Genomic DNA, 13753 nt, shown 5'->3' on the forward strand with positions numbered 1-13753 from the left:
ATACCCCTATGCATAGTTATTCAAACTTAAAAATAGTTACTCAAGCTAGAACTTTTTATAATGGCCCTGTTTTAAGTGTTGAACTTAAAACTAAAAGTGGTGGATCAATAGTTTTGCAACCCAATAGAAGTGAGTTATTAACGACCATCGATATCTGTAAACTAGTCATAAAAGATTATCCAGATAACAAAGAAAAAGTGTATTCAATTAGCGATGGCATAGTATATGCTGATAAATCTAGCATCAACATAATCACAAATGATATTATCCTTAATAGTGATATTGATCTTAAAAAAGCTGAAAGTGACAGAGATAAAGCTATTAACATTTTAAGTAGCAACAATGATGTTGAAGTTATTTCACGTTTTGAAATAAAACTTAAAAAAGCAATTAATAGAATTAATGTTTCGCAACACAAGTAATCCTAAACCCCAAATTGAGGGGTTTTTGTATTCAAAAAATGCTTTTTTATGCCATTTTATAGTATTGTTTGTTTAAATAGTATAAAATTAAAATATAGATTTAAAGTCAGCTAGGATGGAGAATGTGAGTAAAATTTAATGACTGATACAATCAAGTTGTTGAAGTTCCTAAAATTTTTGGGCTAAATCACATTTTGTTCATTTGTGCCGCTATTGCACTGACAATATTTTTACTATTTGTATTCCAAAGTGCAAGCAGAAATGTTGTTCGTGGTGCAATAATATTTGTGTGGATATTTATTTTCCTTTCAGAACTAATTTTCAGACAATTTGGTCAAATTGCATGAATGAAAGTTCATGATGGTGCAAAATATAATTTAGCATATGTGCCAGTGCAAATTGTTTCATTGTACTTTTGGGTATTACCATTTTATTTCTTTATACCAAATAAAAAATGAGAAGCAGCAATGCTGCCATTTATTGGAATATCAGGTTTAACAATTGGGGCAATTTTATTAGTTTATCCAGCAGTAGTATTTTCAAATAATACACCTAACAATGTTTACTACATGTTCCAATCTGCACTAACATTTTCATTAGGGTGTTATTTAATACTTAAAGGTAAGTTACCATTACGTAGTTGAAGAACTTATGTATATCACATAGTGTTTATGGTTTCTATCTTTGTTGCAGCTGTAATATTAAATGAAGTTGTTTATGCTGCAACTTCAAACGAAGCAGTGCACAGGGGTATAAACTTTATGTACTTATCACACAGAGTAAAACCTTTACCATACTACAAAGATATGGTTGATCTTAAGATAATTACAGACACTAAAGAAAATGCAAGACTATTTGTTACAGCATTTGTCTTAGGTTTAGTAATATTGCCAATCGCACCTTATATGCTATTCTTCATTTTATTTAGACCATTTGTAAAAGCTATAGATGATGTTATTGCAAGCTCAGCTAAGTCTGAAAAAGACAAAGCTAATAGCAAAAATGAAGATGTAGAACTTAAAAAAGCTATGGCATAGGAAATAAACACAAAAACTTAGTTTATTGAGAGAGTTATTTACATTATAAAATCAAGTGCCGCCTAGGAAAATTTTTACCTTAAGGTATTGCACTTGATTTTACATTTATGGAAAACATATTATTTTTTTAATTTTTAAATCAGTAAAACAAAAATAAGTTTGATTAATAGTCTTGATAAGGTTTCTACATCTTTAAATTTTTATGGCTCCAAGCAAAAATAAGAGAAAATAATGAATAATAATAAAAAAATAAGAAGGGATAATGAAATACTAATTTATTATGAAAAAGAGTTTTAAGTTATTATTGGCTGCAACTACAATTTCAGTAACTGCAGCCTCTCTTCTATCAGCCTCTTGCGATACCAATGAATCTGAAAAAAGAAAAATAATCAATAACTTAGTTGATAATCCAGAAAAAGACTTAAACAAAAATATAAATTCAAAACCTGAACCAAAGAATGAGCCACATAAACCTAATGATGATGGCAAGAAAGCAGATGATAATAAAAAGGAAAATGATTCAGAATCATCTAGCAATGAAACAACTGAGAAAGATGAAAAAGTAGATAAAACAAAAGACAAAAACTCCGAAGATCAAAAAAATAAGGATAAAGATTCTCCTGGTTCTCCAAAAGACGAAAAAGATAGAAAAGATGAAAAGAATGAGAATGAATCTAGAAGTGATAACAGATCAGTAACTCCAAGTCCAGAAACTGAAACTCCACCTTCTACACTGCCTGTTCCTGCACTAAAACCAGAACCACAACCAGATATGCCTCCAGCTGATGAGCCTAGGGCAGAAGGAGAAACCGAAGGCAAAAAAGAACTGAGTGAACTTGATAAAATAGCAAAAGATCTTAAAGATATTTTCAAATTTGCTGCATCATCGGAAGACAATGAAGAATTGAAGAAATTCAAAAACAATAGCGGTGATTACTCTCTTTGATATAGCAATAAGGATAGAAGTATTTGAATAACTGAAGGTAAGGAATCACCATTTGACAATAACAAAACAGAAGGTATCAAATTTGTCTTATTTGAACTAGATGAAAAAGCAAGTTCCATTAAAAATGATATTCAGCTTGTTAATGATAAAGATCCATTAATTAAATCAAAAGAAGATGGCTATGATATATCTACATTATCTAACCAATTGAATTTCGAAATACTTAATGGCGGTGGAAGTAACAAATTTAGCCTTAAAGTTAAATACAAAGTGGGTAAATTTTTAAACAGAAGCGAATCAGAAGCATCAGACGTATCTAATGAATCAACAGTTTCAATAACAATACAAACTAAATAATTCCCTAATCATTTTAATAAATAGACAAAATAAGCAACCAAGAATTATAATTTTTAAAATGTATCTTATTTTTCATTCCATAAATTCGCAATAAAAAAATAGAATCAAAAAACGAAATAAGCAAAGTAAAACAATACCTAACTTTTTAATGAATAAAAAAAGCCACCAGATTAAAAAATGGCTTTAACATCATATTTTTACTTTTCCATAGAAATCAATCTATTTGAAAATATTGATTTCAATGTGACGCTGCTACTGTTAAAACTTAATAAAAGCAAAACTAATGACATGCAATATTTTGGTTCAAGTTATAACAATGAAATTAATGACATACTTAATTTAAATGACCTTAATTATAAAAATAGTGGTATAGGTAAACTTAAAGACTTTTTTAAATTATCAATCTTAAGTGACTAAACAATTTTAAGCCTTCAAACTATAACTGTTTGACGGTTTTTTTCATCAAAGTGTATTTATTAATAAATAAGAGTAAAATTAAAGTGTAGAAATTACAAAATAATAAAAATGATAGATAAGGAAGATGAGTTCAAAATTTAAGATGAAAAAGAGTAGTAAGTTTTTATCAGCTTTAGGAATCATTAGTGTTTTAACAACATTGCCATTGATTGCTGCAAAGTGCAATGAACCTGAAGTGAAAAAAGATAAAGATGGTAGTAAAACCGATACACCCGCAACAACAACCACAACTGAAACTACTGATGTAAATTCAATAGTAAAAGATTTAAAAGATGTTCTAACTTTATCTAGTGATAGCAAAAAAGATGACATTCTAAAGAAATTAAAGGAAGACAGCAGTAAATACACCCTTTGATATGACAGAAAAGATCATAACATTGTAATAACAGAAGGAACAAAGGCTCCTTTTGGTAAAGGTTTTAGAGGGAAAAAATGAGTTCTTTTCACACTTAATGACAAAGCAAGTAAAATTACAGGTGATTTTCAATTAGTTAATGACACAAAACCAACATATAGTGAAAATAAATTATCTACCCAATTAAACTTTAGTATTGATGAGAAAAAAGAAAACATTACAATTAAATATAAAGTCGGAGAATTTAAGGGTAAAGATACTGTTCCTGAAATTTCAGAAAAAGCTAACGAATCAACTGTATCGATAAAATAGTAATGGTGCTTGAATAAAAAACAAACTACCTAGGCTTGAAAACCAGGTAGTTTTTTATTTTGTTAGTTAATAAATTGTTTGTATAAAACAACTTTTAAAAGTCTATGTCACTATTTACATTTCTAAATATAAGGCAATAAAAAAATGTAAGCATAATTGCTTACAACTGTTTCTTTTGTTTTTTTAATGACCATGCATTCGACAGTAGTGAAACGAACTACTCATAAACAAGAAACTGTGTTTCTAGGTATAATTTTAGCACATATTTTACTTGTGTTTTATTTTTATTGTTTCTTTGTTTATAAATTGTTCCAATTAATATATATTCCGTAAGGTTAAGTTATATAAAAAAACCATAGACATAATAGTCTATAGTAGTTCTATCTCCTCATTTTGCCATCTCAAATGGTAGTCAGAGTCAGTCAAAACAAGACTGCCAATATAGTTCTTATTAAGAATAGTCATTTGCTATCATAAATTTTTAGAGTTAGTGATATTTCATTATAGTATTTAATTCTGTCTCTTGCTTTTTCTTACATTAACCCAGAAACAAAATCACATAAAGATTTGTTATTTGGATAAGTTATCATAACTTGATCATAGACATATTAACCCTTGTTTTATTTCTAATCTTTCCATAAATCTTTTTAAATGCACAAAACTCTCTATTAAGTAGAAAGATTAACGCACTTATTTTTTACAACTAGTTTAGCTAGTTTAAAATATAAAACTTGCTATTTAATATAGCAAGCTATGCAAAATTTGGAAAAGTCGCAAAAGTTAAATTACTGCTCCGTTTATTTTGCTGTCCTTTTCTCTATGCTTCTTTCGTATAACAACCAGTTTAGGAACGCTTCCTTGATTTGCTAAATTGGCTGTGACTCAGTTAACAATTTTCAATTGATCTTTAAGCGAGACATAAGGCAATCGAGCCATATCTTCTCAGCTAGTTTGAATTTTAGGTATAAGTTCGTCATAATTCATTTTGTAGATAACTGACAGATCAATTGCCTTAGCTAGTAGAACCTTAGCGCTTTTTCCATTTTCAAGTATGCCGTCTTCTGTATCAATATTAATTATATTTTCATTAGAAATATCATTATTTTCTTCTAATAGTCCAGCGACAAAGTAAACATCATTATTATCTATTGCAATCAATGTTATAACATTAGACTTTAATTTGTTTTCTCCATCAATTTTCTCTATAAATTCAGGAAATAATGATATTGGTTTTAAGACTGGTAATACTTCTATTTTACTTTCATTTTGCATAATATTATTTTAAAAAATACATAGGGCCAATTTTTAACAACTTTTTCCCTCAAGCACTTTTTGTAGATAAGTGGTAAAAGTGCTAAATTAGGCCATTTCTTTGGCCAAAAATTAAACTTTTGCAAAATTTATACTGTTAATAATTTGTTGATATATATAAATGCCAATAAAAAAAGCCGCCAGTTTTATGCTAAACAGCTTTTTTGATTGCAAATTTTCTTTCACTTTTATTAATCAATCTTTTGAAATTATCACGGTGACTTACAAGCACTAGAAAAGCACATAAAGTATAAATTATTGGGCTAACATATCAGTAATTTACAAGTGTTGTAAATGAATTAGTATATTCAACAGCATTAGTTCAGTATCCAGTTGGGCCTTGAATCATTCATGGCATTCAAACAAATAAAAGCAGTGAGAATGCAACGGTAATTGAGCCTAGCGAAACAATTTTACTTATTCCAACAACTAGTAAAAATATTAAGAATGCAATTAAAAATAAAATAATATTAATAGAAATTATTAAGCCAACTGTACAAGCTGCTCCCTTGCCACCTTTAAATTTGTAATAAGCAGGAAAAATGTGACCAATTACTACTCCAAGTCCAAGTGCTTGCGGGCTAATATATGAAGCATATGAAAAAGCATTTACTGCTGGCACATGATTAACTATAGCTGAAATTATTAATATAGGAAGAAGTGTTTTAAGTACATCTGTAGCAAAGACAATTAATGCAAATTTAGCTCCATAAGTTCTTAAACTGTTTGTTGCTCCTGCATTTTTGCTATTATGTTCTCTAATATCATCATTTTTGACTCTTCTACTTAATATTATTGATGTATTAAAAGATCCTAAAAGTAGATATCCAAGTAAAAATAATGCTAAATTTATTAAAATGCTATACAGTATATTCATACTGTAATATTTTACACATTTAATAATCAATTAAATTTTGAAAGTTAAAAATGCACACTACTAATGTGCATTTTTTGCATAAGTAAAGGCAATAAATTATTTATTTAGACTGCTTTTTCTTTTTGCTTTCAGTTTCACTTTCATCAGACTTTTTGCCTTTGAATAAATGCTCTCAAATTTGTTCATAGTGTGAAACAGGAATAAAGTTAATTGCTTCTTTTACTTCTTCGGGAATATCACTTAAATTCTTTTCATTATTTTTTGGAATAAAGACAGTTTTAATGCCTTTTTTAAAAGCAGCAAATGACTTTTCTTTTAGTCCGCCAATTTCTAAGACTTTACCTCTTAGCGTGATTTCACCAGTCATAGCTACTTCTTGCGAGACAGGAATTTTAGCTAGAGCAGAAATTAAAGCAGTTGTAAATGTTACACCAGCACTAGGGCCATCTTTAGGAACAGCTCCTTCAGGTACATGGACATGAATTTCAGTTGTATCAAAATCAACGTTTTTGATACCAAACTTTTCAGCATTAGCTCTTACATATGAAAGCGCAATTTTAGCTGATTCTTGCATTACTTCTTTAAGCTGTCCAGTTAGTCTAATACCGGGTTGTTTTGATTTAAATCATGAAACTTCAATTTGTAATGTTGTACCACCAATTGATGTAAAGGCTAAGCCATTGACAGAACCAATTTGTGGTTGCATTTCTTTTTCGGATTCGCTAATTTTTGGAGTACCTAATAATTCAGGAATATTGTTTTGGTCTATAACAAACTTATCAATTTTTTCGCCAGAAACGATTTTTGTGACTATTTTACGGGCTATTTTGTCTAAATTTCTCTTTAATGATCTAACACCTGCTTCAGCAGTATAGTGCTTAATTATAAACTCTAATGCTTTATCATCAATGATAAATTGATCAGGTTTTAAGCCAGCTTGTGCTAATACAACTTCAACTAAGTGTTCTTTAGCAATCTTAATTTTTTCATTAATTGTGTAACTATTTAATTCAATAATTTCAACACGATCTAGTAATGGAGCAGGAATATTTTCATAATAGTTTGCTGTTGCTATAAATAACACTTTTGATAAGTCATATTCATGTTCAATGTAATTATCTTGAAACTTAGTATTTTGTTCAGGGTCTAAAACTTCAAGCATAGCTGAAGTAGGATCACCTTTTATGTCGCTTGACATTTTGTCTATTTCATCCAATAAAATAAGTGGATTTGACACACCAGCTGACTGAAGACCTTTAATGATTTTACCTGGCATAGCACCTACATAAGTCTTTCTGTGGCCTCTAATTTCAGATTCGTCATGTAAGCCACCAAGACTAAGCTTTACATAGCTTTTGTCTAGAGCTTCCGCAATTGAACGAGCAAGTGATGTCTTACCAGTGCCAGGAGGACCCACTAAGGTTAAAATTGGCACGTTGTTAAATTGCTTTTGCGCTTTATTTTTTGTATTTTCTTTAAATAGCTGCAAGTCAATTTGGTTATGATCATCAATTTTAATTAAATCTTTTTCGCTTGATTCTTTATTGATGTTTCTGTGATTGATTATTAATGATAAGTATTCAATCACTCTTTCTTTAACTTCTTTAAGTCCATAGTGATTTTTGTCTAGAATTTCTCTAGCTCTATTTATATCTAAGTTTTCAACTTCAACTTTTCTTCAAGGCAATTTCTTTAGATTACTAATATATGTTTGGGTAATATTAGCATCAGGGCTTGATGACATCATATTTTTTAACTTATCACGCTCAGTTTTAATTGCTTTAATAATCCATTCAGGATACATTTGCTTGAGCACTGGGTCATTAACAATTTTTGAATACTCATCGTCGCCATCTTCATCATCAGCTTCATTAAGTTGCTCTTTGATGGCTTTCATTTTTTCACGAAGCAAGAACTCTTTTTGTTGCTTATCTAAATTGCTTTGAATTTTTTTATTTAATTCTTTGTCAATTTTATCTTTCATTGCTGAAGTGTCTTTTTTAGAAGATCTTTTACTTAAATTATTTTGATTTTGTTCAATCAAGCTAATAATTAATTTTAAATCATCTTCAGTTATATAACCTAATTGCAAGTATTCTTTATGCCACTTGTATATTCTTTCAACTTCATAATTAAATTGAACTTCTAACTCAGAGTTTTCTTTAATTTGCTCCATTGAGTTTTTGAATAATTCATTATCAGTAAGTGCATTGTAAATATTTAATAATTTATCAGTGTTGCCAAGATTTAATTCATTAATAAATTTCTTGATTAATCTTACCATTAGTACGAAATTACTCTTAAGAGCTTCGAACTGATGAAGTGCAGAAGGCATTGAATAAATTGTAAATAATTCATATGGAGGTAGTAGGAAAAATCCAGTTAGTGCTCTAACTAATGTTTCTAGTCTAGATTCATCATCATTAATGAAATCAGGCATCATTTCACTGGTGCCCTTTGTTCAGTTTCTAATTTCTTTGGCTGAATATCCTCTAATATATCTATAAAGGAGCATTGCATCATTTCAGTTTCTGTCGTAAATTAAAGTGTTAATTACTTCTTCAAAACCATTAAAATCTAGTGATGGATCAGCTAAAGCCATTTCATCACCATTATTTTCTGAACCAAATCTTGTTGCTACCATTCCTTCAATATATTTAAGTGGTAGTTTTTCAATATCTATGCTTGATGAAGAAATTGTTTCTTCATCGCCATATATATCTTGCAATATGTATTTATGAATAGCTTTTAGTGTTGCAATGTAATGTCATTTTTGAGAACCATTATCATAGACTTTTTCAACTGATTCAACTTGGCAAAGAGTCATATTTGAATCTAAGTTAGAAATATTAACATTTTCTAAAACATCAGCATATGTAGCTGTAGGTTTAGATTGAAGCTCTGATTCTAAAATAACTCTGTTATCTTCTGCTGGTCTATAATAAACTAGCATGATTCTAGCTTTATTAATTATTTCAGCACCATTTGAATTATCCTTAGTATACTCATCAATTATTTGTTTTCAGTATGTTGTTTGAGTAATTAATTCATCAGTAATTTCTAACTTAGCTACTTCACGATCAAATAACACAAAACAATTTTTGACAGGGTCATTTGCCTTTGTGTAGATTCTTCTTCTATATACATTTAAATATAATAGATTTTCAAAATTAGTCTCAGCAGCACCTTTTTTTCTTTTACTATTTCCTTTAGGTCTTCCCATATTGCCCTCCTGTTCAACTAATACAATATCAATTATAATACAATTTTAGCACTCTACAATGCGAGTGCTAAAAAAATTATTTAATTACAAAGTTAACTATTTTGTTTGGTATAAATATTTCCTTAATAATAGTCTTTCCTTCAATTCATTTTGCTACTTCATTTTTAGCTAGTGTCAAAATATTATCTTTATTATTGCTTTCATTTAAAACTGAAATTTGTGCTCTAACTTTTCCATTTACTGTTATAGCATAGGTTATTTGGTCAGTTTCTAGCGCTTTATTATCAATATAAAAATCAGTTAGATTATTTAAATTAAATAACTTATCGCTAAGTTCTCAAGCTAAATGAGGTATAAAAGGTTCTAAAATATTAAGTGAAATGTAGAAAAACTCTAGTAAAAGTGAATTATTTTCTATTTTTTCATAAGAATTTAGAGTTTCCATGATATAGGCAATTAATGTATTGAATGCAAATTCATTGCGGTTATCTAAATAAATTGATTCTTGTTTTTTTAATGACTGATAAAGCTTCATTCTTGCACTTTTTTCAAATTCACTTAAGCTATTGTGATGAATGTTTTTTATGATGCTAAAATCCTTGACAGGTATTACTTTAGAATATAGATTATAAAGTCTATTAATAAATCTATTGCATCCTTCAACTGAATCATCTGATCACTCTAACTCTTTTGCTGGCGGCGCTGCAAAGAGAATGAATAATCTTACAGTATCAGCACCATATTTTTCTAATAAATCAGTAGGGGAAACAGTGTTGCCTTTACTTTTTGACATTTTTGCGCTATCTTTAAGTACCATACCTTGAGTAAGCAAACTTTTAAATGGTTCTCTAAATGAAATATATCCTAAGTCTGACATAACTTTAGTAAAAAACCTTGCATAAAGTAGGTGTAAAATAGCATGTTCAATCCCGCCAATATATGTATCAACTGAGTTTCAATATTCAACCGAATCTTTATCTAAAGCAACTTTTTCTCTTAATTCAGGTGGACAAGTGTATCTTAAAAAGTATCAGCTTGATTCAAAGAATGTGTCAAATGTATCAGTTTCTCTAAGTGCATCAGAATTACACTTTGGACACTTTGTTTGCATTCATTCTAAATTGGAACTAATTGGATTTCCGCTTTTATTAAAGTCAACATTTTCAGGTAGCTTAACTGGAAGATTTTCAAGTTTTTCAGGAACAATGCCACATTTTGCACAGTGAATCATTGGAATAGGTGCACCTCAGTATCTTTGGCGGCTAATTCCTCAGTCTTGCATATTAATCGATTGACTTGGAAATAGTGAAGATAAATCAAAATTGCTTTGTGAAGCTGATAAATCAATTTTGTTAGCTAAAGCAAACTTTTCATAGCTAGCTAGCTTTTTAGTATTGATTATAAGCGCATTATTCTTAGCGCCTAATGAAGCAAAATCAGAGATATACACATCAATTAGTTTATCCAAATTGTTCTTTAAAACAGCCTTAAACGGCAATTTTAAACTGGCTTTTAGTGAAAAATCTTTTGCTTGTGCAAGAGTTTTAATTTTGTTAATTTGATCAATTTGCTCTTTAGTGAAATAATTTTTTTGAATTAATTCATCAACTAAATCATGATTTGCACTTATGCATAAAAAATCAACTACATCTAGATCTTTTTTATCATTAACAAAGATCTCAATATTGGTTTTTAATTTATTTAATGAATCGCTAAAAGTCGCTAAAAAGCCTGTTTTATAGTTGATTCAGTTATTTTGCATTGATAAAACTTTATCGGGTCAGTTACCTTTTAATAGCTCTAAAGACTCTTGTAACTCTTTAGCATAATCTCTAATTTTCAAATAATATTGCTCAGTTTCTTTTATTTCAATCGGCTCATCACACCTTCAACAACAACCATTAATTACTTGTTCATTGGCTAAAACTGTCTTGTCCTTATTACATCAGTTTAATAAGGCTTTTTTTCTATAAACTAAACCATTATTTCACATTTTAATAAATATTTCTTGCTCTCAACGAGTATAGATTTCATCACTTGTGATGCATTCATAGTTTCATGCAAACGAAATACCTAATTTTTTTATGTTTTCATTCATTGAACTAATGTTTTGGTATGTTCATGTTTTAGGGTGAATGTTATGTTTTATTGCTGCATTTTCAGCAGGAAGACCAAAAGCATCCCAACCAAAAGGATGCAATACATTAAAACCTTTTCTTCTATAAAAACGAGCTAAAGCATCACCAATAGCATAGTTTCTAACATGCCCCATATGGATGTTTCCTGAAGGGTATGGAAACATACTTAAAATATATTTTTTAGGTAACTTATGATCATTTTTGGGCTCAAAATAATGACTATTTTCTCAATAATTTTGTCATTTGTTTTCAATTGATAAATGGTCATAATTTTTCATAGTAGCCTCTTAGAATAATTTTTATAGATAAGAAATGTTTTTGTTAATGAAATTATTTTTGCTATTTAAGCTAAATATTATAAAGATGAAAACTGAGTTCATTGTAAGATTAACAAGGTTGAAAACAAGGTAAACTAAGCCTGCACCTTTATAATATGTTGGAATATTTAGAAATAAACCTCTAATATTTTCTCAATGCTTAATCATTGAAAAATGATTTCCAGGATCAGCTCCAAGTAAACCAAATAGTTTAAAGTATCATGGAGTGAAAAGATAGATATTTAAAACAACTAAAAGTCCTGTAGTTGCTAATATTGAAATAATTACTGGTAATATTAATAAACCAGCTTTACGCAATTTTGTTTTTTGTAAAAGTTTTATTGACCAGTAAAAAATGGTCATATATATAGTTTGAGTTGTTGATAAAATTAAATGCCCTAAGATGCTTGGTAAGCTATATCCATGTGAGCCATAACTTGGTCCAAGTAAAAATAGTAAAAGAATAAGCAAAAATGCATATTTTCAGCCTATTCATAGTGCTGTAGCGGTGATTACAATTAAAGCAAAATCAAATTTTAAAAACGATATAAAAGGTACTGATAATAATTTGCTACCTGCAAAATTAACTAATATTGCAATAGCAAGCATCATGCCTGTATATGAGAGTCTTATGCTCCTGTTTTTAAAGTAATAAATGTTTTCCTTATTATTATTTTGTACCAAAAATTCTGTCTCCTGCATCACCTAACCCCGGTTCAATATATTTGTCTTTATTAAGACACTCATCAAGTGCAGCTAAATAAATATTAATATCATGTCCAAAATGCTTTTCAACATTATCCACGCCTTCTTTAACTCCAACTAAGCATACTAAGCTAATGTTATTAAAGCCATCTTTGCGAAGTCTTGTAATAGCATCAACTGCACTATTTCCAGTCGCTAACATTGGATCTACTACAAAAATATAGCTATCCTTTGGCACTTCGGGAATTTTATAAAAATATTCAGTAGGCTTAAAAGTAGTTTCATCTCTACTCATTCCAATATGTCCAACTTTAGCTTCAGGAATTAATTTTAATAAGCCATCAATCATTCCAAGCCCAGCTCTTAAAATGGGCACAAAAACTACGTCTTTGTCAAATTCATAGCCTAAATATTTTTTATTAATTGAAGTAATTATTTCTTTTCTTTTTGTTTGATAGTCTCTTAAAATTTCATAAACCATTAATGAGCCAATTTCATTTAAATTCTGGCGAAAAACTGAGTGGCCAGATTCTCGATTTCTCATATTTGTAAGTTTAATCTTAATTAATGGATGATCAAGCACTTTTAGCATTTCAACCCCCAATATCTAATATTATATTTTATGATCTTAAAATATGGCATAAATATAATAAAAAAGCACTTTTTTGGGAAAAAGCACTCTTTTTCTTATTAAATTACAAGCTTTAATTGACTTAATCTTCAAAATCATCATCAAAATTAAAATTAATGTTGTTAAATGGCTGGTCTTCAACTTTTGCACTCTGTGCTTCGCTAGCTTTATTAGTATTTTTATTTTTTTCACTACCTTCTAAATTGAAATTTTGCTCAAAAGCTTTATTGCTTTTAGCAAAATTATTGCCGTTGCCTAAATCATTTTTCTTAAAGTTAGGTTGCACTACTGAAAAATCATTTGTTTGTCTTTGATTTCTAACAGAACGTGATTCTAACAAGTGCAAGTTATCGATTCTGACTTCAATACTGTAGTTAGTTTGACCATTTGATTCATATGTTGAAGTTACTAATGCTCCTTCAATTGCAACTAGTGTTCCTTTAGGCGCATAACCATTTAAAAAATCAGCTGTGCTTCTCCAAGCAATTACTGGAATAAAGTCAGTCACTTCATTATCACTTGAGTAGTTTCTGCTTATAGCAATTCTAGTTCTAGCAAATGAGATTCCACTATTAGTTTTGCTATATCTAATGTCTGATGAAACTCTACCAATTAATATAACTTTATTTAAATTCATGGCTTGCT

At 29.1% G+C, this 13753-nt stretch carries 12 protein-coding genes; 5 read left to right on the forward strand and 7 right to left on the reverse strand.

Going from position 1 to position 13753, the window contains the following annotated elements:
- Window positions 1-8: 8 nt before the first annotated feature.
- The 5 genes from MAG_RS01855 to MAG_RS01875 all read left to right on the forward strand — a co-directional run bounded on the left by MAG_RS01855 (window position 9) and on the right by MAG_RS01875 (window position 3906).
- A complete protein-coding gene (locus MAG_RS01855; RefSeq protein ID WP_011949530.1) occupies window positions 9-422 on the forward strand; it encodes a F0F1 ATP synthase subunit epsilon in 414 nt (137 codons plus the stop codon).
- A gap of 122 nt (window positions 423-544) precedes the next feature.
- Window positions 545-1459 carry a hypothetical protein gene (locus tag MAG_RS01860; protein ID WP_011949531.1) on the forward strand — a complete coding sequence of 305 codons (915 nt, stop codon included), beginning with the start codon at window positions 545-547 and terminating at the stop codon, window positions 1457-1459.
- A gap of 280 nt (window positions 1460-1739) precedes the next feature.
- Window positions 1740-2762: a prolipoprotein diacylglyceryl transferase gene (locus tag MAG_RS01865; RefSeq protein WP_011949532.1), complete on the forward strand. Its 1023-nt coding sequence runs from the start codon at window positions 1740-1742 to the stop codon at window positions 2760-2762.
- A 243-nt stretch (window positions 2763-3005) separates the two neighbouring features.
- Window positions 3006-3179, forward strand: coding sequence for a hypothetical protein (locus tag MAG_RS01870; RefSeq protein WP_197532978.1), 174 nt, complete (start codon window positions 3006-3008; stop codon window positions 3177-3179).
- Between the two features lie 124 nt (window positions 3180-3303).
- Entirely contained in the window at window positions 3304-3906 is a 603-nt protein-coding gene (locus tag MAG_RS01875) for a variable surface lipoprotein (RefSeq protein ID WP_232955166.1), read from the forward strand.
- A gap of 780 nt (window positions 3907-4686) precedes the next feature.
- On the opposite strand, the gene MAG_RS01880 is transcribed toward MAG_RS01875, so the two are convergent.
- The 7 genes from MAG_RS01880 to MAG_RS01910 all read right to left on the reverse strand — a co-directional run bounded on the left by MAG_RS01880 (window position 4687) and on the right by MAG_RS01910 (window position 13745).
- Entirely contained in the window at window positions 4687-5178 is a 492-nt protein-coding gene (locus MAG_RS01880; RefSeq protein WP_011949534.1) for a hypothetical protein, read from the reverse strand.
- 190 nt (window positions 5179-5368) lie between these two features.
- The gene (gene plsY / locus MAG_RS01885) at window positions 5369-6094 is read right to left on the reverse strand and encodes a glycerol-3-phosphate 1-O-acyltransferase PlsY (RefSeq protein ID WP_011949535.1); all 726 of its coding nucleotides are present in this window, start codon (window positions 6092-6094) and stop codon (window positions 5369-5371) included.
- Between the two features lie 100 nt (window positions 6095-6194).
- The gene (lon, locus tag MAG_RS01890; protein WP_011949536.1) at window positions 6195-9185 is read right to left on the reverse strand and encodes an endopeptidase La; all 2991 of its coding nucleotides are present in this window, start codon (window positions 9183-9185) and stop codon (window positions 6195-6197) included.
- 208 nt (window positions 9186-9393) lie between these two features.
- Entirely contained in the window at window positions 9394-11733 is a 2340-nt protein-coding gene (locus MAG_RS01895) for a class I tRNA ligase family protein (protein WP_011949537.1), read from the reverse strand.
- Between the two features lie 21 nt (window positions 11734-11754).
- Entirely contained in the window at window positions 11755-12456 is a 702-nt protein-coding gene (locus MAG_RS01900; protein ID WP_232955168.1) for an MPN527 family putative ECF transporter permease subunit, read from the reverse strand.
- Window positions 12443-13069 carry a uracil phosphoribosyltransferase gene (gene upp, locus MAG_RS01905; protein WP_011949539.1) on the reverse strand — a complete coding sequence of 209 codons (627 nt, stop codon included), beginning with the start codon at window positions 13067-13069 and terminating at the stop codon, window positions 12443-12445. Before upp ends, MAG_RS01900 begins: the two co-directional genes overlap by 14 nt.
- Before the next feature lie 121 nt (window positions 13070-13190).
- Window positions 13191-13745 carry a single-stranded DNA-binding protein gene (locus tag MAG_RS01910; protein ID WP_011949540.1) on the reverse strand — a complete coding sequence of 185 codons (555 nt, stop codon included), beginning with the start codon at window positions 13743-13745 and terminating at the stop codon, window positions 13191-13193.
- Window positions 13746-13753 lie beyond the last annotated feature (8 nt).

Source organism: Mycoplasmopsis agalactiae PG2, from assembly GCF_000063605.1.
Classification (GTDB): Bacteria; Bacillota_I; Bacilli_A; order Mycoplasmatales; family Metamycoplasmataceae; genus Mycoplasmopsis; species Mycoplasmopsis agalactiae.